At 70.9% G+C, this 22,474-nt stretch carries 20 protein-coding genes and 2 pseudogenes; 8 read left to right on the top strand and 14 right to left on the bottom strand.

Annotation, left to right across the window (positions count from 1 at the left end; all coding sequences use genetic code 11):
• Positions 1–145: 145 nt before the first annotated feature.
• From ACFVXE_RS36315 to ACFVXE_RS36265, 11 genes are all read right to left on the bottom strand, one after another.
• A complete protein-coding gene (locus ACFVXE_RS36315) occupies positions 146–1,249 on the bottom strand; it encodes a polyprenyl synthetase family protein (protein ID WP_389677742.1) in 1,104 nt (367 codons plus the stop codon).
• On the bottom strand, positions 1,246–2,634 hold the full coding sequence (gene hpnE, locus ACFVXE_RS36310) for a hydroxysqualene dehydroxylase HpnE (RefSeq protein ID WP_389677740.1): 1,389 nt from the start codon (positions 2,632–2,634) through the stop codon (positions 1,246–1,248). Before hpnE ends, ACFVXE_RS36315 begins: the two co-directional genes overlap by 4 nt.
• Before the next feature lie 154 nt (positions 2,635–2,788).
• Positions 2,789–3,709, bottom strand: a complete 921-nt coding sequence (hpnD, locus tag ACFVXE_RS36305; RefSeq protein ID WP_389677745.1) for a presqualene diphosphate synthase HpnD — start codon at positions 3,707–3,709, stop codon at positions 2,789–2,791.
• Between the two features lie 29 nt (positions 3,710–3,738).
• Positions 3,739–4,659 (bottom strand): squalene synthase HpnC, encoded by a 921-nt coding sequence (hpnC, locus tag ACFVXE_RS36300; RefSeq protein ID WP_389677738.1) that lies wholly within the window; start codon positions 4,657–4,659, stop codon positions 3,739–3,741.
• Between the two features lie 438 nt (positions 4,660–5,097).
• Positions 5,098–5,883 carry an ABC transporter ATP-binding protein gene (locus ACFVXE_RS36295; RefSeq protein WP_389677736.1) on the bottom strand — a complete coding sequence of 262 codons (786 nt, stop codon included), beginning with the start codon at positions 5,881–5,883 and terminating at the stop codon, positions 5,098–5,100.
• Positions 5,876–6,805 (bottom strand): ABC transporter permease, encoded by a 930-nt coding sequence (locus ACFVXE_RS36290; RefSeq protein ID WP_389677734.1) that lies wholly within the window; start codon positions 6,803–6,805, stop codon positions 5,876–5,878. Before ACFVXE_RS36290 ends, ACFVXE_RS36295 begins: the two co-directional genes overlap by 8 nt.
• Before the next feature lie 107 nt (positions 6,806–6,912).
• Positions 6,913–7,797, bottom strand: coding sequence for a glycosyltransferase family 2 protein (locus ACFVXE_RS36285; RefSeq protein WP_389677732.1), 885 nt, complete (start codon positions 7,795–7,797; stop codon positions 6,913–6,915).
• On the bottom strand, positions 7,794–8,573 hold the full coding sequence (locus tag ACFVXE_RS36280; RefSeq protein WP_389677730.1) for a CDP-alcohol phosphatidyltransferase family protein: 780 nt from the start codon (positions 8,571–8,573) through the stop codon (positions 7,794–7,796). Before ACFVXE_RS36280 ends, ACFVXE_RS36285 begins: the two co-directional genes overlap by 4 nt.
• Positions 8,551–9,612 (bottom strand): iron-containing alcohol dehydrogenase family protein, encoded by a 1,062-nt coding sequence (locus tag ACFVXE_RS36275; protein ID WP_389677728.1) that lies wholly within the window; start codon positions 9,610–9,612, stop codon positions 8,551–8,553. Before ACFVXE_RS36275 ends, ACFVXE_RS36280 begins: the two co-directional genes overlap by 23 nt.
• Complete coding sequence (locus ACFVXE_RS36270; RefSeq protein WP_389677727.1) at positions 9,600–10,337, bottom strand: sugar phosphate nucleotidyltransferase; 738 nt, start codon at positions 10,335–10,337, stop codon at positions 9,600–9,602. The genes ACFVXE_RS36275 and ACFVXE_RS36270 overlap by 13 nt, the downstream gene beginning before the upstream one ends.
• Positions 10,334–12,115, bottom strand: coding sequence for a DUF5941 domain-containing protein (locus tag ACFVXE_RS36265; RefSeq protein WP_389677743.1), 1,782 nt, complete (start codon positions 12,113–12,115; stop codon positions 10,334–10,336). Before ACFVXE_RS36265 ends, ACFVXE_RS36270 begins: the two co-directional genes overlap by 4 nt.
• Here ACFVXE_RS36265 and ACFVXE_RS36260 point away from each other — a divergent pair.
• The 5 genes from ACFVXE_RS36260 to idi all read left to right on the top strand — a co-directional run bounded on the left by ACFVXE_RS36260 (position 11,996) and on the right by idi (position 16,784).
• The gene (locus ACFVXE_RS36260) at positions 11,996–12,262 is read left to right on the top strand and encodes a hypothetical protein (RefSeq protein ID WP_389677726.1); all 267 of its coding nucleotides are present in this window, start codon (positions 11,996–11,998) and stop codon (positions 12,260–12,262) included. The genes ACFVXE_RS36265 and ACFVXE_RS36260 overlap by 120 nt on opposite strands.
• A gap of 171 nt (positions 12,263–12,433) precedes the next feature.
• Positions 12,434–13,417 carry a UDP-glucose 4-epimerase GalE gene (gene galE, locus ACFVXE_RS36255; RefSeq protein WP_389677724.1) on the top strand — a complete coding sequence of 328 codons (984 nt, stop codon included), beginning with the start codon at positions 12,434–12,436 and terminating at the stop codon, positions 13,415–13,417.
• A 166-nt stretch (positions 13,418–13,583) separates the two neighbouring features.
• Positions 13,584–14,525: a cation diffusion facilitator family transporter gene (locus ACFVXE_RS36250; RefSeq protein WP_389677723.1), complete on the top strand. Its 942-nt coding sequence runs from the start codon at positions 13,584–13,586 to the stop codon at positions 14,523–14,525.
• Positions 14,526–14,761: 236 nt separating this feature from the next.
• Complete coding sequence (locus ACFVXE_RS36245; RefSeq protein WP_389677721.1) at positions 14,762–16,042, top strand: GNAT family N-acetyltransferase; 1,281 nt, start codon at positions 14,762–14,764, stop codon at positions 16,040–16,042.
• A gap of 148 nt (positions 16,043–16,190) precedes the next feature.
• Entirely contained in the window at positions 16,191–16,784 is a 594-nt protein-coding gene (idi, locus tag ACFVXE_RS36240; protein ID WP_389677719.1) for an isopentenyl-diphosphate Delta-isomerase, read from the top strand.
• A gap of 29 nt (positions 16,785–16,813) precedes the next feature.
• On the opposite strand, the gene ACFVXE_RS36235 is transcribed toward idi, so the two are convergent.
• Together ACFVXE_RS36235 and ACFVXE_RS36230 are read right to left on the bottom strand one after the other, a co-directional pair.
• Positions 16,814–17,269 carry an ATP-binding protein gene (locus ACFVXE_RS36235; RefSeq protein WP_389677717.1) on the bottom strand — a complete coding sequence of 152 codons (456 nt, stop codon included), beginning with the start codon at positions 17,267–17,269 and terminating at the stop codon, positions 16,814–16,816.
• A gap of 135 nt (positions 17,270–17,404) precedes the next feature.
• Positions 17,405–17,548: pseudogene (locus ACFVXE_RS36230) on the bottom strand (HdeD family acid-resistance protein); the annotation flags it as partial.
• A 166-nt stretch (positions 17,549–17,714) separates the two neighbouring features.
• On the opposite strand from ACFVXE_RS36230, the gene ACFVXE_RS36225 reads away from it, so the two are divergent.
• A complete protein-coding gene (locus tag ACFVXE_RS36225) occupies positions 17,715–18,479 on the top strand; it encodes an enoyl-CoA hydratase/isomerase family protein (RefSeq protein ID WP_389677715.1) in 765 nt (254 codons plus the stop codon).
• A gap of 54 nt (positions 18,480–18,533) precedes the next feature.
• Here ACFVXE_RS36225 and ACFVXE_RS36220 read toward each other — a convergent pair.
• Positions 18,534–18,731 (bottom strand): annotated as a pseudogene (locus ACFVXE_RS36220) (DJ-1/PfpI family protein); the annotation flags it as partial.
• A 226-nt stretch (positions 18,732–18,957) separates the two neighbouring features.
• On the opposite strand from ACFVXE_RS36220, the gene ACFVXE_RS36215 reads away from it, so the two are divergent.
• The gene (locus tag ACFVXE_RS36215) at positions 18,958–19,821 is read left to right on the top strand and encodes a hypothetical protein (protein ID WP_389677714.1); all 864 of its coding nucleotides are present in this window, start codon (positions 18,958–18,960) and stop codon (positions 19,819–19,821) included.
• Positions 19,822–19,966: 145 nt separating this feature from the next.
• A complete protein-coding gene (locus ACFVXE_RS36210) occupies positions 19,967–22,363 on the top strand; it encodes a Tex family protein (RefSeq protein WP_389677713.1) in 2,397 nt (798 codons plus the stop codon).
• The last annotated feature ends 111 nt before the right edge of the window (positions 22,364–22,474 follow it).

The following is a 22,474-nucleotide window of genomic DNA, read 5'->3' as shown; positions in this document are numbered from 1 at the left end:
GTCACCACACCCCGGGTCCTTCCGCCGGTGGACGCTGACTTGCCTACCACTCCGTGCTTGTGCCCCCCTGTGGCGCGGGGTCCACCGTCGGCCGGCCCCCTGTCGGGGCGCCGGCCGGCGACTGCGAGTCATATGCGAATAGTGATCATCTCTTTCGTACGACGACGAAGTCCGCGAGCGCCGTGAGCTGCGCACGCACGGTTTCCGGCATGTCGACACCGTGCAGCGCCTCGATGGCGACCGCATGCTGCCGGCGGGCCTCCTGGGCGGTCCACTCGCGGCCGCCCGCCTCCTCGATGAGCGCCGCCCGGGCGGCGAACTCCTCTTCGGAGAAGCTGTCGAAGTCGCTGCTCTTGGCGTCCGCGGCGAGCAGTTCGCCGAGGCGCTCCGAGGCCGGTCCGCCCGCGGCGAGCGCGGCGACGACCGGCAGGGACTTCTTGCGCTGGCGCAGGTCGCTCCAGGTCTGCTTGCCGGTGGACTCCGGGTCGCCCCAGATACCGAGCAGATCGTCGACGGCCTGGAAGGCGAGGCCGAGGTGGTAGCCGTACGCCTCCAGCTGGTCGGCGGTGCGGTCGTCGGCGCCGCCGAGTACCGCACCGATGGAGACGGCGCAGGCGAGCAGGGCGCCCGTCTTGTTGCCCTCCATCTCCAGGCACTCCTCGACGGTGACCCGCTCGCGGTGCTCGTAGGAGATGTCCTGGGCCTGCCCGTCGATGAGCTTGCGGGTGGCGGTGGTCAGCCGGCGGGCCGCACGGCCCGCCTCGACCGTGCCGAGCTCCAGCAGGATCTCGTTGGCCAGCGCGAAGAGCGCGTCACCGACCAGGATGGCCTGGGCGGGTCCGTGCACCTTCCATACGGTGTCGCGGTGGCGGCGCTGCTCGTCACCATCCATCAGATCGTCGTGCAGCAGCGAGAAGTTGTGCACGAGTTCGACGGCGACCGCGCCGGGGATGCCGGCCTCGGCGGCAGCGCCGGCCACCTCCGCGGACAGCAGGGCGAGCGCGGGACGGACCGCCTTGCCGCCGTCGCCGTCGGCGGGCCGGCCCTGGGCGTCGATCCAGCCGAAGTGGTAGGCGGCGACGGTGTCCATGGGCGGTGCGAGCCGGTCAACGGCGGCCCGGAGCACCGGAACGGACAGGGCCCGTCCGCGCTCCAGAAGCGCGGTGACGTCCGCGGTGTCTGCAGCGGTGTCGATAGCCGGATTCGCCGGGGTCACTGACTCTCCTCTTGTTCCGGTGGTACTGCTCATGCCGCCTCCTGCAGCGGATGTTCGTGGGAGCGGCCGAGCACGGAGAGCGCGGCGCCGGCGGCGTCGGCCCCGCTGCGGACGGCGCCCTCCATCGTCGCGGGCCAGCCGGTGGCCGTCCATGCCCCGGCCAGATAGAGGCCGGGGGTACGGGTGCGGGTGCCGGGGCGGAGTCGGCCGACGCCGGGGGCGGGGGCGAAGGTCGCCGTACGCTCCCTGGTGACGAAGAAGTCCCTGACGCCGGCTCCGCGCGCGGCGGGCAGCAACCGCTGCAGCTCGGGCAGGTAGCGGCCGCGCAGTTCGGCGACGGGCAGGTCGATCTCGTCGTCGGCCGCGGACTGCGACAGCGCGAGGTACTGCCCCGGGCCGGTCAGTCCCGAGGCTTCCGTACGGTCGAAGACCCACTGGACCGGGGAGCCGAGCGCGGCGAAGAACGGGCGGCGCAGCACCTTGCGGTCGTAGACGACGTGAACGTTGAGGATCGGCGAGGTGCCGATGTCGAGCAGGCGGTCAGGCTCGTCGAGTGCGCCGTCGGGCAGCAGGCCGTGCGTCTCGCGTTGCGGGACGGCGAGGACGACGACGTCCGCCTCGATCCGTTCCGTGCCCGTGTCGACGGTCCAGCGTCCCTCGCCGGTTCGGCACAGGCTGTCCGCCTTGGTGCGCAGCTCGGTCCGCACGCCTGCGGAGTCGAGCGCCTTGCGGGCCAGCGTGTCGTGGACCTCGCCGAGCGGCACCCGCGCCCAGCCGATGTCGGCGGCGCCGGGTTCGGAGAGCAGTCCGGTCTTGAAGACCTTCGCGGCGAGGCCCAGCGAGGAGTTCGAGGCGGTGGCGTTGAGGGTGGCGACGCCGACCAGGTCCCAGAGCGCCTCGACCGTACGCGGGGACTGACCGTGCCGGGCCAGCCAGCTGCCGAAGTCGACGGCGTCGAGCGCCGGGTCGTCCGGATCGAGGCGTCCGAGCGCCAGCGCGGCGCGCCCGACACTCGCCCGCTCGGCCAGTGAGAGATGCGGATAGCCTGCGAGTCCGGCGGCCAGGTGGAACGGAACGGGCAGGTTGTTGCGGCGCAGCCGCCCGAGCCGGGGCCCCGAAGGTCGCCCGATATCGAGAACGGGCACGTCCAAACGGTCTTGCAGCGGTGCCAGACTGGCGCCGCCGACCCGGTCGAGGAACCAGCGGTAGGCGGTGCAGCAGCGCAGGTAGACGTGCTGTCCGTTGTCGACCGTCAGTGCGCCGCGCCGGAAGGAGAAGGCGAGTCCGCCGAGCCGGGGCCGCCCTTCGAGCAGGGTCACGTCAAGCCCGGCGTCGGCGAGACGGAGGGCCGCGGTGATTCCGGCGAGTCCGCCGCCGACCACCACGGCACTGGAGGAACGCGCAGCCCGGTCGGTCATGCGCCCCCCTTCCACCGGCTCGTTCCGGCCTGCCGCGCCGCTCCGGCCGGGCAGGTCGTCTCAGTCAGGGACGCGCCGGACCGCCGGAGGGTTGCCCACGGAAGGAACCGGCCGTCGGTGAGACCTACGGTGCGCGAGGTGTCCGCGATACGCATCAGGCACGCCCCCGGGGCGTCCGGCGCGAGACGTACCGCGCGTCCAGACCCGACAGACCGCGTACCGCGACGTACGCCTTCTCGTGCCCGGGCAGCGAGACCCGGCCACGCAGCACCGCCTCCGGATCACGCTCGATCCGGTCGAGGAGCCGACGGTAGATACCGGCCATGGCGGCGACACAGGCGCCACTGCGGCGGTCCAGCATCGGAAGCAGCCGGTACCCCTCGGCGAACAGGGCGCGGGCGCGCCGCACCTCGAAGTGGACCAGGCCGGCGAAGTCGGAGCCGGGCGGCGGGGTCGCCCGGTGGAAGCCGGCGGAACAGCCGAACTTGGCGAGGTCGTCGGCCGGCAGATACGTACGCCCGTTGCCCGCGTCCTCGCGGACGTCGCGGAGGATGTTGGTGAGCTGCAGGGCGAGGCCGAGCGTGTCGGCGTACTCGGCGGCCCGGTCGGCGCCGGGTGCGCCCGGTTCCGTACCGAAGACGCCCAGGCTGAGCCGCCCGATGGCGCCGGCGACGCACCGGCAGTAGACCTTGAGGTCGTCCCATGTCTCGTACGTCGCGCCGCGCACGTCCATCAGGACGCCGTCGATGAGCTCGTCGAGTCCGCCGAGGGGCAGCGGGAACCGGCGCGCGGCGTCGGCGAGCGCGACGGCCACCGGGTCGGTGTCGTCCTCGTCGACCGCGCCGTCCCGGATGCGGTCCAGCAGCGTACGGGTGCTCTCCAGCCGGACGCGCTTGGTCTCCGGGTCCAGTTCGCCGTCGCCGATGTCGTCGACCCGCCGGGAGAAGGCGTACAGCGCCGACATGGCCTGCCGCTTCTCGGCAGGCAGCAGCCTGATTCCGTACGCGAAGTTACGCGCCTGCTGTCCGGTGACGGCCTCGCAGTAACTGTATGCGGCCTGTACCGGCGCCGACATGTACGTCGTCTGTCCCTCCACGGTCCGGCTCACCCCTCTCTACGCGCTCTTCGCAAGACAACTCCCACCTCGCGCAGCAGGCTGGGCTTGGTGGGCTTGGGCGGTCCGGGCAGTACGTCGAACCCGGCGGCCGCGATCGCGGTGAGGGCGGCACGCCCCCCTCCGACAAATCCGGCGAGAAGCAGCTTGAGCCTGCCGTGGACGCTACCCACCAAGGGGGTGCCTTCATTCAGCAGGATCCGGGCGCGTTCTGCTTCGTATGCAACCAGTGCACGCGCCGATGCGCCCCCGGAGGGGGCTGCCAGGTCGTCCTCGGTGACATGGAACCGGGCCATGTCGTCGGCCGGCAGATAGATACGGTCGCGGCCGAGGTCCTCGGTGACGTCCTGAAGGTGCTCGACGATCTGCAGGGCGGTGCAGACGGCGTCCGAGCGATGGATCCGTTCGGGGGTCGCGGTTCCGGTGATCTGCAGAACCAGGCGGCCGACGGGGTTGGCGGAGAGCTCGCAGTAGGCGAGGAGCTCCTCGTACGTCCCGTACCGCCGGACCTTCTGATCCTGCCGGTTGGCCTCGACGAGTCCGAGGAACGGCTCGGGGGTCAGCGAGCAGCGCCGCACGGTGGGGCGCAGCGCGCGCAGCAGCGGGTGGCGCGGCCCGTCGCCCGTGGTGTCGAAGACGCGGTGCAGATCGGCCTCGAAGGCGTCGAGCATGGCGAGCCGGTCGTCGGTCTGCGCCGGGTCGAGGCCGAGGTGGCGGGCATCGGCACCGCCGGGGGCGAGATCGCCGTCGCCGATGTCGTCGACGAGGCGGGCGTAGCCGTACACGGCCATCAGGTCGTTGCGCCAGGCGCGCGGCAGGAAGAACGGGGCCACTGGAAAATTCTCGTCCGCGGCCTTGTCGAGGGTGGCGGGTACGGCGGCGTCACGGCGCGCCTGCCGGGCACGGGTCACCGGGGACCGCCCGGCGCGGGGACGGCATATACACCTCGGAGCTGGAGATTTTCCGTCATTGCCGTCACATCTCCCGTTCTACACTGCTGACCCAAAACATCCCATTCCGGACACGCCGCCCGCTCTCCCGAGTGCGGAGGACCGCTTACGGGTAGTGCACCCAGGCGGTATGGCCCCACTTGCTACGAATCAGCACCGGTACAGCTTACGTTGTACAGGGCCCGGCCCCGCGCCCGGGTGTGCCGTGCACTGCGACAACACCGTTGCCCCCGTCAACCTTCCCTGTGCGCAAGGAAATTGACGTCATCCGACGGGAGGAGATCGTCGCGGGAGACGGTGGGCCGGCGCGCACGCCCCTGGGCCTCCACCGGCCGGACATCGCAGTGGCCCCCGCCGAAACACTCCGGTGGGGGCCACTGCGATGTCCGGGGACGCGTATTACTTCCCGGTCTCCCGCTCGTACGCCTTGAGGACCTCCTCGGTGGGCCCGTCCATCAGCAGCTCACCCTTTTCCAGCCACAGCACCCGGTCACAGGTGTCCCTGATGGACTTGTTGCTGTGACTGACCAGAAACACCGTGCCCGCTTCCTTGCGCAGCTCACGGATGCGCTTCTCGGAACGGATCTGGAACTTGCGGTCACCGGTGGCCAGCGCCTCGTCGATCATGAGGACGTCGTGGTTCTTGGCGGCGGCGATGGAGAACCGGAGCCGGGCGGCCATACCGGAGGAGTACGTCCGCATCGGCAGGGTGATGAAGTCGCCCTTCTCGTTGATACCCGAGAAGTCGACGATCCCCTGGTAGCGCTCGCGGATCTCCTCGCGGGTCATGCCCATCGCGAGTCCGCCGAGCACCACGTTGCGCTCGCCGGTCAGGTCGCTCATCAGCGCCGCGTTCACACCGAGCAGCGAAGGCTGGCCGTCCGTGTACACCTTGCCGTGTTCGGTCGGCAGCAGACCGGCGATGGCCCGCAGCAGGGTCGACTTGCCGGAGCCGTTGGTGCCGATGAGGCCGATGGCCTCGCCCCGGTAGGCGGTGAAGGAGACACCGCGTACGGCGTGCACCTTGCGGACTCCGCGCGACTCGCCCTTGCCGCGGCGCAGTATCCGGCTCAGCGCGGCGGTGGCGCCGCCCTTCGCTCCGCCGCCGCCGTTGACCCGGTACACGATGTGCACGTCGTCGGCGATGACGGTGGGGACGCGCCCCGAAGTGTTGTCCTCAGCCACGGCCGTACCGTTCCTCTGCCTTCCAGAAGTACACGAAACCCGCGAGGCCGATGAAGACCGCCCAGGCAAGCCCGACGACCCAGACGTGCGGCGGGAGGTTCTCGGAGCCGTAACCGTCGATCAGCGCGAAGCGGATCAGGTCCATGTAGATGGCCGCCGGGTTGTACTGCAGCACGTGCGCGATCCACTCCGGCTTGCTCTTGAGCATCACCGGGATGGAGAACATGACACCGGACGCGTACATCCAGGTGCGCATGATGAACGGCATGAGCTGGGCCAGGTCGGGGGTCTTGCTGCCGAGCCGGGCCATGATCAGCGCCAGGCCGGTGTTGAAGACGAACTGCATCACCAGCGCGGGAATGATCAGCAGCCAGGACAGCGACGGGTAGCTGCCGAAGCCGATCGCCACCACCGCCAGCACGATCATCGAGAACAGCAGCTGCTGGAGCTGCTGGAGCGAGAACGAGATGGGCAGCGAGGCACGCGGGAAGTGCAGCGCGCGCACCAGTCCGAGGTTGCCGGAGATCGCCCGCACGCCCGCCGTCACCGAGCTCTGCGTGAAGGTGAACACAAAGACGCCGGTCACCAGGAACGGGATGAAGACCTCCTGGGTCATTCCCTTCCTGGTGCCCAGGATCAGCCCGAAGATCAAGTAGTAGACCAGGGCGTTGAGCAGCGGGGTGGCCACCTGCCAGAGCTGGCCCAGCTTGGCCTGGCTGTACTGGGCGGTCAGCTTCGCCCTGGAGAACGCCATGATGAAGTGGCGGCGGCCCCAGAGCTGCTGAACGTACTCGAACAGCCCCGGCCGGGCACCACTCACCGTCAGGCCGTACTTGCCGGCCATCTCGGCGGCGCTCAGACCGTCGTCGGCGGATGGCGGGGTGCTCAGCGCGACCGCACCATCATGGGTTGTGTCACTCACCAGATGAAACTCTCGTATTCAAGATGCGCAGCCAGTCGCGGGCGCGGCTCAGGGCGGACAGGTCCCGTATGAGAAAAATACGCCTCATGCTCTCAGAGGAGCATGGCTCAGATCACGGGAGGGCGACCGAGTCGGGTCAGCCGCCATACCGTACGCCACTTCATCGGACGGCGCGGTCCGCAGGGCTTCGCCCAGCCTTCCCGGAAGCCGCCGAACCATGCTTTCAGCGCGGGGCCCGAGGGCTTCCTGACCAGGGTGAGCAGCAGCCAGACACCGAGGTAGACGGGGACCAGCGGAGCGGGCAGATTGCGGCGCGCAAGCCAGACCCGGTTACGGGCCACCATGCGGTGGTAGACCGCGTGCCGGGAAGGGGCGGTGGTCGGGTGGTTGAGGACCATGTCGGCGCGGTAGTCGATCATCCAGCCGGCGTCCAGTGCCCGCCAGGCGAGATCGGTCTCCTCGTGCGCGTAGAAGAAGTCACCCGGCAGGCCGCCGACCTCGGCGAGGACCTGGGTACGGACGGCGTTGGCGCCGCCCAGGAAGGTCGTCACCCGCGACGAGCGCATCGGGTCGGCGGCGCGCAGCCGCGGAACGTGGCGACGCTGGGTGACGCCTGTGTCCGGGTCGGCGATCCGGAAGCTGATGATGCCCAGCTTCGGGTCCTGCGCGAACGCCTGCCGGCACAGCTCGGCGGTGTCGGTCAGCGGCAGCAGCCCGTCGTCGTCGAGGAAGAGCAGGGCGTCGACGTCGGCGCCGGACGGCCCGAAGGCCTCGATGCCGACGTTGCGGCCGCCGGGGATGCCCAGGTTCTCGGGGAGCTCGACGGTCCGGACGCCTGCGGGAACGTCCGGGACCGGGGCACCGTTGCCGACGACCACCACCTCGATCCGGTCGCCGTCCTGCTTGGCGACCGAATCGAGGAGGGCGCGCAGCTCTTCAGGGCGGTTGCCCATCGTGATGATGACCGCGCCGAGCTTCATGGGGGTGCTCACTTCAGCCTGCTCGACGCCAGGACCGAGACCAGGTGCAGCAGCGTCTGTACGAGGGCGATACCGGCCAGCACGGCGACGCCGAGCCGGGAGAAGAAGAGGTCGCCACGGACCGCGTCCAGGACCGCCAGGACCAGGATCAGCAGGGAAGCCTCGATCCCGAGCACCAGACGGTGGAACTTCAGCGCCCCGGCGGCCCTGCGGGCCAGCGCCAGACCGGACGAGCGCGGCTCCGACGCCGCCTCCTTGACCGGCGGCAGTCCGCCCTGGTGACGGGCGACACCGACGAGGTCGGTCTCGGCCTTGATCAGGACGGCGCCGAGGGCGGCGAGAGTGCCGAGGAAGGCCCACAGCCAGTCGATCCGTCCGTGGCCCCACAGATCGGCCGCGCGCAGGCCGAAGCCGACGAGCACCGCGGCGTCGCACAGGTAGGCACCCACGCGGTCCAGGTAGACGCCGCCGAGCGAGAACTGCTTCTTCCAGCGGGCGATCTCGCCGTCGATGCAGTCGAGGAGCAGATAGAGCTGGACCATCACCACCCCGAGGACGGCGCCCGCTATCCCGGGCACCAGCAGGGCCGGGGCGGAGAGGACGCCGCAGACCGTCATCAGGTAGGTCAGTTGGTTCGGCGTGATCTTGGTGTTCACCAGGTACCGGTCTATGTGCAGCGAGATCTCCCGCATGTACATGCGCCCGGCCCAGTGTTCACCGCTGCGCCGGTCCTTCACACCTTCCGGGTGAACGACCGGACGGAGTTCAGCTACTGATGGTCTTGGCATAGTCGGCGTACGCGTCCCTGATCTGGTCGGTGGACAGGTTGAGGTGTTCCAGGATCGTGAAGCGTCCCGGACGTGTCTGCGGGGCGTAGTCGACGGCCTGGACGAACTCGTCGGCGCTGAAGCCGATCTCGTCGGACAGGACCGGCAGCCCGTGCCGGCGCAGGGCGGCCGCCATGAGCAGCGACTCCTCCCGCGCACCTCGCAGGTACATGGCGAAGCAGGCGCCGAGGCCGACCTGCTCGCCGTGGCTGGCCGCGCGCTTGGGGTACAGCAGGTCGAAGGCGTGGTTGATCTCGTGGCAGGCACCGGAGGCCGGCCGGGAGTCCCCGGCGACCGACATGGAGATGCCGGTGAGCACCAGACCCTCGGCGAGCACCTTCAGGAAGGCGTCGTCACCGACCCCGCCCGGGTGGCGCAGCACGGCCTCGCCGGCCTGCCGGGCCATGGCGGCCGCGAGTCCGTCGATCTCCTCACCGTTGACCTCGTGGGCGAGTTCCCAGTCGGCGACGCAGGAGATGTTGGAGACGGCGTCGCCGATGCCGGAACGCACGTAGCGGGCGGGCGCCTCACGGATGATGTCGAGGTCGATGACGACGGCGATCGGGGTGGGGACTCCGTACGAGCCCCGCCCGTTGTCGTTGTCCAGGGTCGCGACCGGCGAGCAGAGACCGTCGTGCGACAGGTTCGTCGCGACGGAGACCATCGGCATGCCGACGCGCGCCGCGGCGTACTTCGCCACGTCGATGATCTTGCCGCCGCCGAGGCCGACCAGGGCGTCGTACCGGTTGCCCTTGATCTCGTCGGCGAGCCGGACCGCGGAGTCGAGCGTGCCGTCGGCGACCTGGTACCAGTGCGCACCGGGCAGCACCGGGGCGAGCCGCTCGCGCAGCGCACGGCCGGAGCCGCCGCTGATCGCGATCGCGAGCTTGCCCGAGGCGGAGATCCGCTGGTCGGCGAGGAGACCGGCCAGATCGTCCAGGGCGCCGCGACTGATGTCGACGACGACCGGGGACGGGATGAGCCTGGTCAGTACTGGCACGCGATCTCCCGGCCCTTCGCGAGGTCGTCGTGGTTGTCGATCTCGACCCACGTCACTTCGCCGATGGGGGCCACGTCGACGGTGAAGCCACGGTTGACGAGCTCCTGGTAGCCGTCCTCGTAGTACAGGTCGGGGTCGCGCTCGAACGTCGTCCTCAGGGCGTCGGCGAGCTCCTCGGCGGCCTCGGGCTCGATCAGGGTGACGCCGATGTACTCACCGGTCGCGGTCGCCGGGTCCATCAGCTTCGTGATCCGCTGCACACCCTTGTCACCGTCGGTGATGACCTTCATCTCCTCGTCGGCGAGGTGCTTCACCGTGTCGAGGGCGAGAATGATCTTCTGACCGTTGCCGCGGGCGGCGAGGAGCGTCTTCTCGACGGAGACCGGGTGCACGGTGTCGCCGTTGGCGAGGATCACGCCACGCTTCAGGACATCACGGGCACACCACAGGGAGTAGGCGTTGTTCCACTCCTCGGCCTTGTCGTTGTCGACGAGGGTGAGCGTCAGGCCGTACTTCGCCTCCAGCTCGGCCTTGCGGTCGTAGACGGCTTCCTTGCGGTAGCCGACGACGATCGCGGCCTCGGTGAGACCGATCTCAGCGAAGTTGGCCAGCGTCAGGTCGAGCACGGTCTTCTCGCCGTCGACCGGCACGAGGGCCTTCGGAAGCGTGTCGGTGTAGGGGCGCAGACGCCGTCCTGCACCGGCTGCGAGTACGAGGCCGATCATGCGGGTTCTCCTTCGTCGTGAACGGCAGGTGCTCCGGAGGACACCCAGAAGCGGATGGACTCGACGAGCACCACCAGTGCCACGGCCACCGCGAGAGCGGTGAGTGCCACGGTGAAGCCTGAATGCTGAGTGAATACGGCGGCGAGTACGGCCACCACCAAGATGCGGCCCTCGTGCCCGCCGATCGTCCGCACCAGCCACTGGGGCGGCGCGCCGGTGCCTCCACGAATGCGGTACACCGTGTCGTAGTGATGGTAGGCGACGGCCGAAACCAGCCCGAAAGCCGCAGGAAGGGCTTGGTCGACATCGCTGTGGGCGGCCAGAGCAAGAATCGTGCAGTACTCCGCCGCCCTGAATATCGGAGGTACGAGCCAGTCGAGGGCGCCCTTGAGGGGGCGGGCGACGGCGAGACCCGAGCAGACCGCGTAGAAGAGCGCGGCGACGATCATCTGCCGGCTGCCGAACGGCTGCGTCATGGCGGCGGCGATCAGGGCGGCCGCGCCGACGAGGGCTGCCACCGGTGCGGCCCAGCCGCCCCCGATCCGGGATCCGCGCGCCGCCACGACCTGGGCGAGCGGCCCGGAGTCCGCGAGGTCGGCGAGTGCCCGGGCGGCGCGGTCGGTGCGCTGCGCCTTGCGCGTCAGCGAGCGCAGCAAGCGGCCGGCGGTGGTGTAGCAGGCGGCGACGGCGCAGCCGATGAGCAGGGCGTAGAAGACGATCCGCGGGGTGGTCACCGCGGTCAGCACGGCGATCATCGCCCAGCGCTCACCGATCGGCAGCACTATCATCCGCCGCAGCCAGACCGTCCAGCCGACGCTGTCCAGCTTGTCGGAGAGGGCGGCCGTCGGGCTCGAATTGGCGACTGCGTCGTGGTTGGCCTCGTTGAACGAGAAGTCGATCACGTGGCGGCACGCCTGCAGCACCATGGCGCCGAGCGCGAGCACCCATACGTCGTCGCCGTTGCGGGCGGCGCCGAGGGCGAGGCCCGCGTAGTACGCGTACTCCTTGGCCCGGTCGAAGGTGGCGTCCAGCCAGGCGCCCATCGTCGAGTACTGGAGCGAGTAGCGGGCGAGCTGCCCGTCCGTGCAGTCCAGGACGAAGGAGAAGAGCAGCAGCAGTCCCGCTGCGACGTACCCGCCGCGGCTGCCGGTCGCCGCGCAGCCCGCCGCGACCAGCGCGGTGAGCAGGGACGCAGTGGTGACCTGGTTCGGGGTGAGGCCCCGGCGCGCGCACCAGCGCGCGATGTAGCGCGAGTACGGGCTGATGAAGAACGTCGTGAAGAAACCGTCGCGGGCCTTCACGGCGCTGCGCAGCCGAACCGCCTCGTCGTCGACCGCGGCGACGGCGGACTCCGTGGTGGCGCGGGCGTCCGGGTCCACGGGCACGGCGGCGACGAGCGAGCCGAGCTCGGGGCGCTGTACGGCGGTTCCCTCGACCTCCAGCGCGACGGCGAGCCGGCCCGGCACGGTGCGGTCGGTGACCGGCACGGTGTCCGCGGAGCCGCCCGGTCCGACGGGCACGCCCGCGCCCACGGCGGCGGCGGTGCTGCGCAGGGCTCGGACGAGCGCGGGGCGCGCCTCGGGCTGCGCGGTGAGCGCACCGGGGACCGCCGCGGCGGCAAAGCGGGGGTCGGTCAGTCCCAGCCGTAGGGCGTGGACATGCCCGACGAAGCGGGGATCGACGAGTGCGACGCGGGCGTCGGCGGGGGCCGCGGAGATCAGCTCGGCGGCTTCGGTGACATCAGCGGCGGCCTGTACGTCAAAACCCAGCGACCTCAGATCGTCCGCGAGCGACGACCCGGGTACCGGCGCACCGGTGAGGATGGCGGTCGACAGACGAACTCACTCCTTGGTGCTGACGGGGTCGGCGCGCGACAGTGCGGCCCGGAGAGGGCCTGCGGCACGTCGGCAGAGGCTATCGGATGAACGGAAGCGGGAGTTCACTGCCCGTTTGTGCTCCGTTCGGGGTGGAGCTGCATGATGCTGCGCCGCCCGCGATCATCATCGTCGATCCCTGCCCCGGCTCACAAACCGCGCCGGGCGCCCGCTGCCACCTCGGCTCACACACCGCACCGGCATAGACCTAGGCTGACGGGCATGACATGGCTGATCACAGGCGGAGCTGGATATATCGGGGCACATGTGGTGCGAGCCATGACGGGCGCCGGGGAGAAAGTGGTCGTACTGGACGACCTGTCGACCGGGGTTCCGGACCGGCTTCCGGCCGATGTGCCGCTGATCCGCGGCTCGGCGGCGGACCGCGCACTGCTCGACCGGGTGCTCACCGAGCACGCGGTGACCGGTGTGGTGCATCTCGCAGCGAAGAAGCAGGTCGGGGAGTCCGTCGAGCAGCCGCTGCGCTACTACCGGGAGAACGTGTCGGGGCTGACGGTGCTGCTGGAGGCCGTGGTGGCCGCGGGTGTGCGCCGCTTCCTCTTCTCGTCCTCGGCCGCGGTGTACGGCGTACCGGACGCGGAGCTCATCACGGAGGAGACCCCTTGTGTCCCGATCAATCCGTACGGTGAGACCAAGCTCGCCGGGGAGTGGCTCGTCCGGGCGACCGGGAAGGCGCACTCCCTGTCCACCGGCTGCCTGCGCTACTTCAATGTGGCGGGGGCGGCCGAGCCCGAACTTTCGGACACCGGCGTCTTCAATGTGATTCCGATGTTCTTCGACCGGCTGACCCGCGGCGAGGCCCCGCGGATCTTCGGCGACGACTATCCGACACCGGACGGGACGTGCATCCGCGACTACATCCACGTCAGCGACCTCGCCGACGCGCATCTCGCGGTGGCCCGCAGGCTGGCCGAGCAGGGCGGTCCCGGGGACCTCACCGTGAACATCGGCCGCGGCGAGGGCGTCTCCGTGCGTGAGCTCGCCGATCTGGTGGGCGAGATCAGCGGCCGCCGCCTGGAGCCGAGGACCGAGCCGCGTCGGCCCGGTGACGCGGCCAGGGCCGTCGCCTCCGTCGGGCGCATCTCCGCGGAGCTGGGCTGGACGGCCCGTCGCGGGGTGCGCGAGATGGTCGAGTCGGCCTGGGAGGGCTGGCGCCTGCACCACCCCGAGGCACTCGCCGAATGATCCGCACCTGACCGGCCCACCGCCCTGACCTGCAATCATTTCCGCAGGTCAGGGCATATGACAACGGTGTTCAGTACCGTGTTTGCCGGGTACCCCCCACCCGTAGTTGACTGGCCTTCTCGGGCCGGTACGGATCCGGGTCCGCGAAACGACCGGAGGCGTCCCCATGGGGGCTGGGCACGATCACGGGCACACACACGGAGGGCCACCGCCCACCGGCACCGCGGCTGCCGCGTACAAGGGACGGCTGCGGATCGCCCTGTGCATCACACTCACCGTGACGGCGCTGGAGATCACCGGAGGCCTGCTCGCCGACTCCCTCGCCCTGATCGCCGACGCGGCCCATATGGCGACCGACGCGCTGGGGCTCGGCATGGCGCTGCTGGCGATCCACTTCGCCAACCGGCCGGCCGGGCTCAACCGCACCTTCGGCTTCGCCCGCGCCGAGATCCTCGCCGCGCTGGCCAACTGCGTACTGCTGCTCGGCGTGGGCGGCTATCTGCTGTACGAGGCCATCGAGCGGTTCGTCACGCCGACGGAGACCCGGGGCGGACTGACGATCGTCTTCGCCCTGATCGGCCTGGTCGCCAACATGATCTCGCTGTCGCTGCTGATGCGCGGGCAGAAGGAGAGCCTCAATGTGCGCGGCGCCTATCTGGAGGTGCTCGCGGACACTCTCGGTTCGGTCACCGTACTGCTGTCGGCGGGCATCATCCTGGCGACCGGCTGGCAGGCCGCCGACCCGATCGCCTCGCTGGCGATCGGCCTGATGATCGTCCCGCGTACGGTGAAGCTGCTCCGGGAGACGCTCGACGTGCTGCTGGAGGCGGCCCCGAAGGGCGTCGACATGGGGGAGGTCCGGGCGCACATCACGGCCCTGCCCGGGGTGATCGACGTCCACGACCTGCACGCCTGGACCATCACCTCGGGGATGCCGGTGCTCTCCGCCCATGTGGTGGTGCACCAGGAGCTGCTCGACTCGATCGGGCACGAGAAGCTGCTGCATGAACTGCAGGGCTGTCTCGGCGTCCACTTCGATGTCGAGCACTGCACGTTCCAGCTGGAGCCGAGCGGGCACGCGGAGCACGAGGCGCGGCTCTGCCACTGACTCCTTCTCAGGTAGCCGAAACGCCCTCGGGACGCGGGTGTAGGGTCCTGCGCAGAGGCGGTTCAAGCCTCGCCGTGCTCAAGAATGAAGAGGAGCTGAGATTGATGACCGTCGCGACGGCGCCTTCCCGGCGCAGCATCCGGTCCTTCTTCAGCTCCCGGGTTCCCGGCTAGCGCCCCGGCTCGCGCACAGCGGGCCGCCCCCGGCCGGAACCCGCCCACTCAGGGGTTTCCACGTTGACCGACAACGATCGCGCCGCCCGCATCGCGGCGTTCTTCTCCTTGCACCACCACCTGCCACGGCAGAGCCCCGGCTCCGACGCCACCACCCGGTGGCTGCTGGCCCGCACCGGTCCGCTGCCACGCCGCCCGCGCGTCCTGGATCTCGGCTGCGGCCCCGGCCGCGCCGCGGTGCTGCTCGCCGCCGACGCGGGCGCCGAGGTGACCGCCGTCGACACCCATCAGCCGTTCCTCGACGAACTGCGCGAGGCCGCCGATGCACGCGGGCTCGGCGACCGGATCCGTACCGTACGGGCCGACATGGGCAGACTCACCGGTCCGGGCACGCCGGACCTCCCCGACGGGTCCTTCGATCTGGTCTGGTCCGAAGGGGCCGCGTACATCATCGGTTTCGAGGCCGCGCTGCGGGACTGGAAGCGACTGCTCGCCCCCGGCGGCTCGCTGGTCGTCAGCCAGTTCGTCTGGACGACGGACGCTCCGTCGGACGAGGCGCGCGCCTTCTGGGACCAGGACGGTCCGATGCTCCCGGTGGCCGCGCAGACGGCGGCGGTCGTCGCCTCGGGCTACCACGTCCTCGGGGCACGGGTGCAGCCCGAAAGCGACTGGGACGAGTACTACGTCCCGCTCGCCGCGCATGTCGCGGCCGCCGATCGTTCGGTGCCCGGCATGGAGTGGGCGCTCACGTCCACGCGCGAGGAACTCGCGATGCGGCGCGACCACGGCGCGGAGTACGGCTACGCGGCTTACGCACTGCGGCCCGCCGATCCCCGCTGGACCACCCGGCCGGAGACGGCGGCGGACACCCGAGCGGTGCACGCGGTCAACGCGGCCGCGTTCCCGACCCCTGACGAGGCAGGACTCGTCGACGCCCTGCGCGACGATCCGGGGGCCTGGCTGCCGGGGCTCTCGTACGTGGCGCAGGACGCCGGCGGGACCGGGGGCATCGCGGCGTACGCACTGCTCACCCGCTGCCGGGTCGGTGACGCACCCGCGCTCGCGCTGGCCCCCGTGGCGACCGTCCCGGACCGTCAGCGGCGGGGTGCCGGGCAGGCCGCCGTACGGGCCGTGCTGGACGCGGCGCGGCTGCGGGGCGAATCGCTCGTGCTGGTACTCGGGGATCCCGGGTACTACCGGCGGTTCGGCTTCGTGCCGGCGTCCCGATACGGGATCCGGGCCGGTTTCGAGGTGCCGAACGAGGCGATGATGGCTCTGGTCCTCGACGGTTCCGCGCCGGTGCCGCAGGGCACGATCCAGTATCCGGCGGCATTCGGGGTCTGACGCACAGTCCGGTCCCGCCGCATCCGTGCAGTGCGGCGGGACCGGACATGCAGGACCCGAAGTACGGACAAGCCGCTTTTGTACGGCAGACTTGAGCAGACTTGAGGGGACCGGCGCACGAGGCCGGGGACCATAGCGAAGGATGGGTATGCCGACCACACCAGCCACCGCGGCGAACAGCTCGTCGAACGGCACAGCAGAAGCGATCATGCTCGAACTGGTCGACGAGAACGGCACCACCATCGGCACGGCGGAGAAGCTCGCCGCCCACCAGGCGCCCGGTCAGCTGCACCGGGCGTTCTCCGTGTTCCTCTTCGACGAGCAGGGCAGGCTGCTGCTGCAGCGCCGCGCGCTCGGCAAGTACCACTCCCCCGGTGTCTGGTCGAACACCTGCTGCGGTCACCCCTACCCGGGCGAGTCGCCCTTCGCCGCCGCCGCCCGGCGTACCTACGAGGAGCTCGGGATCTCACCCTCGTTGCTGGCAGAGGCCGGCACGGTCCGCTACAACCATCCGGATCCGGCATCGGGCCTCGTCGAGCAGGAGTTCAACCATCTCTTCGTCGGGATGGCCCAGGCGCAGCTGCGGCCGGACCCGGAGGAGGTCGGTGAGACGGAGTTCGTGGCCGCCGACGATCTGGCCGAGCGGCATGCCGGGGCACCGTTCTCGGCGTGGTTCATGACGGTGCTCGACGCCGCGCGCCCGGCGATCAGGGAGCTGACCGGGCCTTCCGCCGGCTGGTAGCGGCGGAGCGCCGCATCGGGTACGGGCGGTCAGAGCTGCGGGTTCAGAGGCAGCGCCGCCCAGATGATCTTTCCGCCGCCGGCGGTGTGCTCGACGTCGCAGGTGCCGCCCGCCTCGTACGTGATCTCACGTACCAGCAGCAGCCCACGGCCACCCGTCTGCGCGTAGTCCGTCTCCAGTGCCGTCGGCCGGTAGGGGTGGTTGTCCTCGACCGAGACCCTGACCCATTCGGCGCCGACGGCCACCTCGACGGCGAGTTCAGGGGAGAGCAGTGCGGCGTGCTTCACGGCGTTGGTCACCAGCTCGGAGACGATGAGCAGCAGGCCCTGGGCGATGTCCTCGTCCATCGGCACGCCCTGGCGGTTCAGCAGATCGCGTACGGCGTGCCGGGCCTGCGGTACGGAGACGTCGACGGCCGGCGCGGTGAACCGCCAGACTCCTTCGTACGACACGGGCCGGGCGGGGACGCTCCCGCGGCTCTCCATAGTTCCCGCACCCGCTCTCGACTCGATGGTCACAGCATGTCGAGTACAGAGTGCGGGGAGTGGTTGCTCCGGACCGTGCTACTGAACACAAGTCGACCTCTATCGACAGAATTTGTTCGATTGAGTGTGACCGCATCAGTTCTTCGACGGGTTCTGACCTTCTCCTGATGGCCTGTCCGGCAGCTCCTCGGACGTCATCGCGTCCGACACCTGCGAGACGATCCGGCGCCCGCCGATCCCGATCGGGATCAGGCCGAGTCCGTCGAAGAGCAGCGCGAGCCGGCCATCACCAGGAGCGCACCGAGCACGGCGAGCCCGCCGAAACTGCGGCTCAGTCTCCTGCTCCGGACCACGGGATCGGCCATCGGACAGCTCCTCACGGTGCGTGCGTGCTCGCGACCCCTTCTTGATCGTAGTTTCGGACGGTGCGGATAGCATCCGGCGCATGGACCGTACGGAACCCCAGCTGCAGCTCACCGTCGCGGACGGCATCGCCACCGTCGTGATCAACAACCCGGCCAAGCGCAACGCGATGACGGCCGCCATGTGGCAGGAGCTGCCCGGAATGCTGGAGCGGCTGGCGGCCGACCCCGACGTGCGGGTCCTGGTCCTGACCGGTGCAGGGGACACCTTCTGCGCGGGCGCGGACATCTCCTCGTTGCAGGACCGGGCGGGCGATCCGGCGTACGACCCGCAGGCCCTGGCGGTGGCGGCGGAAGAGGCCCTGGCAGCCTTCCCGCGCCCGACGCTCGCCGCGGTGCGCGGCTACTGCGTGGGCGGCGGCAGCCAGCTGGCGGCCGCCTGCGACCTGCGGTTCGCCGAGGAGGGCGCGTCGTTCGGCGTCACGCCGGCCAGGCTCGGGATCGTCTACGCCTCGTCGTCGACCCGGCGGCTGGTCGCGCTCGTCGGCCCCGCCACGACGAAGCACCTGCTGTTCTCCGGCGAGCTGATCGGCACGGAGCGGGCGCTCCGGACCGGCCTGGTGGACGAGGTGCTGCCGGCCGCCGGCCTGGACGACCGGGTCGCGTCGTACGCACGGGTCCTGGCCTCGCGCTCGCAGCTGACGCAGGCGGCGGCGAAGGAGTTCGCCTCGGGACGGGAGGACCGGGACGCGCACTGGGCGCACCAGGTACGCCACAGCGGCGACACCGCGGAGGGGATCACCGCCTTCCTGGAGCGCCGCACGCCGCACTTCACCTGGACCACCTGAGCCCGGGGCACGCGGCTACCGGAGCGTGAACCGGCTCCTGCCGCGGAGCTGCTCGACGACCACGTCCGGAGCCGGTACGTCGGTGAGAGTCCGGTCGGCGACCAGCGCGAGGCTGCCGTTGTCGTTGCGCACCGGGCCGGTCCGTTCGGCGACGAAGACGGTGTCGGCGCCGGGTGTGCGGGCGAGCATTTCGTAGGTGCCGACGGCGTCGAGTGCGGTGAAGCGGTCGTACAGGACGATGGCGATCTGCATGGGACGGCCTTTCAGCCGGTGCGTGCCGGGCGGGCGGGGTGGAGCGCCGCCGGTGGTCCCGGAGGGGACGACCGCACGGCTCGCTGCGTCACCCCTGTCATCCTGGGCGGCCGCGAGCGGCGCCGCAACGACGGACTGCCCGTTCCGCAAGCGGTGCCGGCCCCGGGACGGACCGGACGCCACCCCGGGGTTACGAGACGTACCGACCAGTCGGTAACGTTCGGGCATGAGCACTCTGCCGCCGCGCGCCGGACGCCGCTGCCACAACGCCATCAACCCGCTGCACTCGACGGTCTACTTCTCCCCCGACCTCGACAAGGAGCTCGGAGAGCTCGGCATCGATGATCCGAAGGCCGTCTACTTCGCCTCCCGCGGGGCGGCGCTGGGCGCTGTCGGTCCCGGCACCGTCACCGCTTCCTTCTACAACTTCAACCACGAGCTCGTCGCCCGGCACCTGCCCGCGGTGTGGTCGGTGGCCTCGCCGCAGGCGGTCCTCGACGCCCGGCTGCGGGCGGTGGACACGACACTGCGGCGGCTCCTCGGCCCGGAGATCATCGACTCGCCCGAGCTGGCCGAGGCGGCGGAGCTGGCGCTGCGCGCCGCCGAGGCGTGCACCCGGCACGCCCGGCCGCTCTACGCCGCCCACGCCGATCTGCCGGTTCCGGAGCTGCCGCACCTGGCGTACTGGCACGCCGCGACCCTGCTCCGCGAGCACCGCGGCGACGGCCATCTCGCCGCGCTGGTCGCAGCCGGTCTCGACCCGGTCGAGGCGCTGGTCAGCCACACCGCGACCGGCAAGGGAATGTCCCCGCGCTGGATCCTGGCCACCCGCGGCTGGCGCCGGACCGACTGGGAGGACGCGGCCGAGCGGCTGCGCGGGCGCGGACTCCTGGACGGCGAGGGCGAGCTCACGGAAGCGGGGACCGCGCTGCGGGCGGAGCTGGAGGACGCCACGGACCGGATGGACCTGGCCCCGTACGGACATCTGGGCGCCGAGGGCGTGGAGCGGCTGACCGAGCTGGCCCGCGGGTTCCTCGTCACGGCCGCGTCGGCGGGTGCGTTCCCGGCCGATCTGGTCGGCAAGGGCTGATCCGCCGACCAGCCGTACGGCCGACAAGTGGGGCTGTCGGGCGACACGGCGCCCGGCCACCCGGCACAATGCAGGCGGAAGGGGCCACGCGCCCCGATAAGCACAGCCCAGCACAGCCAGTACGAGAAGGCGAGTCGGTAGAACCGTGACGACGTCCATCGAAGGCAGGATCGCCGAGGAGCTCGGCGTACGCGAGCGGCAGGTGAGGGCGGCCGTCGAGCTGCTCGACGGCGGGTCGACCGTGCCGTTCATCGCGCGCTACCGCAAGGAAGCGACCGAGATGCTCGACGACGCGCAGCTGCGCACGCTCGAGGAGCGGTTGCGCTACCTGCGGGAACTGGAGGACCGCCGGACCGCGATCCTCGACTCGGTACGCGAGCAGGGCAAGCTCGACGAGGCCCTGGAGGCGCAGATCCGGGGCGCCGACACCAAGGCGCGCCTCGAGGACATCTATCTGCCGTTCAAGCCGAAGCGGCGGACGAAGGCACAGATCGCCCGGGAGGCGGGGCTCGCACCGCTCGCCGACGGCCTGCTCGGTGACACGTCCGCCGACCCGCTCGCCGCGGCGGCGGCCTTCGTCGACGCCGACAAGGGCGTCGCGGACGCGGCAGCCGCCCTGGAGGGTGCCCGGGCCATCCTCACCGAGCGGTTCTCGGAGGACGCCGACCTGATCGGTGAACTGCGTGAGCGCATGTGGTCGCGCGGCCGGCTGGCGGCGAAGGTCCGGGACGGCAAGGAGGAGGCGGGCGCGAAGTTCGCCGACTACTTCGATTTCGCGGAGCCGTTCACGGCGCTGCCCTCGCATCGGGTCCTCGCGATGCTCCGGGGCGAGAAGGAGGACGTCCTCGATCTGGTGCTGGAGCCGGAGGAGCCCTCGGGCGAGCCGGGCCCGTCGATGTACGAGAACATGATCGCCCGCCGCTTCGGCGTGGCCGACCGCGGCCGCCCCGGCGACAAATGGCTCGGCGACACCGTGCGCTGGGCATGGCGGACCCGGATCCTCGTCCACCTCGGGATCGACCTGCGGCTGCGGCTGCGCACGGCGGCGGAGGACGAGGCGGTACGCGTCTTCGCGTCGAACCTGCGCGATCTGCTGCTTGCCGCACCGGCCGGGACGCGGGCCACCCTGGGGCTCGACCCCGGTTTCCGTACCGGGGTGAAGGTCGCCGTCGTCGACGCGACCGGCAAGGTCGTCGCCACGGACGTCATCCATCCGCACGTCCCGGCGAACAGGTGGGACGAGTCGCTGGCCAAGCTGGAGCGGCTGGCGAAACAGCACTCCGTCGACCTGATCGCCATCGGCAACGGCACCGCGTCCCGCGAGACGGACAAGCTCGCCGGTGAACTCTGCGAGAAGTATCCGGAGTTGAAGCTCACCAAGGTGATGGTGTCCGAGGCGGGCGCCTCGGTCTACTCGGCCTCGGCCTTCGCCTCGCAGGAACTCCCGGACATGGACGTGTCCTTGCGCGGTGCGGTGTCGATCGCGCGGCGCCTGCAGGACCCGCTGGCCGAGCTGGTGAAGATCGACCCGAAGTCGATCGGTGTCGGCCAGTACCAGCACGACCTGTCCGAGGTGAAGCTGTCGCGCTCGCTGGACGCGGTCGTCGAGGACTGTGTGAACGGCGTCGGCGTGGACGTCAACACCGCGTCCGCGCCGCTGCTCTCGCGGGTCTCGGGCATCGGCTCCGGCCTCGCGGAGAACATCGTCGCGCACCGCGACGCGAACGGGCCGTTCCGCTCCCGCAAGGCGCTGAAGGACGTGGCCCGGCTGGGCCCGAAGGCGTACGAGCAGTGCGCTGGCTTCCTCCGGATCCGGGGCGACGACCCGCTGGACGCGTCGAGCGTGCACCCGGAGGCGTACCCGGTGGTGCGGCGGATGGCGAAGACGGTAGGCGGCGAGGTCGCCTCGCTGGTCGGCAATTCGAGCGTGCTGCGGTCGCTGCGGGCCGACGACTTCGTGGACGAGAAGTTCGGACTGCCGACGGTCACGGACATCCTCAAGGAGCTGGAGAAGCCGGGCCGCGACCCGCGGCCCGCGTTCAAGACGGCCACCTTCAAGGAGGGCGTCGAGAAGATCGGCGATCTGGTCTCCGGGATGGTGCTGGAGGGGGTCGTCACGAACGTCGCCGCGTTCGGGGCGTTCGTGGACATCGGTGTCCACCAGGACGGCCTGGTGCATGTGTCGGCGATGTCGAAGACGTTCGTCAAGGATCCGCGCGATGTCGTGAAGCCGGGCGACATCGTGAAGGTGAAGGTGATGGACGTCGACATTCCGCGTAAGCGGATCTCGTTGACGCTGCGGCTGGACGACGAGGCCTCGGCGGGACACGGATCCCCGCAGGACGGCGGCGGCAAGCGGGAGCGGGGCGGCCAGGGCGGCCGGCCGCCTCGGCAGCGGCAGGGCCAGGGCGGCCAGGACCGGCGCGGCGGCGGCGCGGGCGGCGCGGCCCGTCAGGCACCCGCGCCTGTGAACAGTGCGATGGCGGACGCCCTGCGGCGGGCGGGGCTGACGGATCCGAAGCCGGGCGGCAAGAAGCGCTGACGGCGGGGCGGGGGGGGCGGGGCGGCGGGCCTGGGCGCGCCCCCCGCCCACAGCCGGGGGGGGGGGGCGGCGGGGTCGGCCCCGGGGCGGGGGGGGGCCCCCCCGGGCCCG

Source organism: Streptomyces sp. NPDC058231 (assembly GCF_042882275.1).
In the GTDB taxonomy this organism is placed as follows: domain Bacteria; phylum Actinomycetota; class Actinomycetes; order Streptomycetales; family Streptomycetaceae; genus Streptomyces.
The sequence above is the reverse complement of the archived record's forward strand: the minus strand, read 5'-3'. Positions and strand labels throughout refer to the sequence as shown.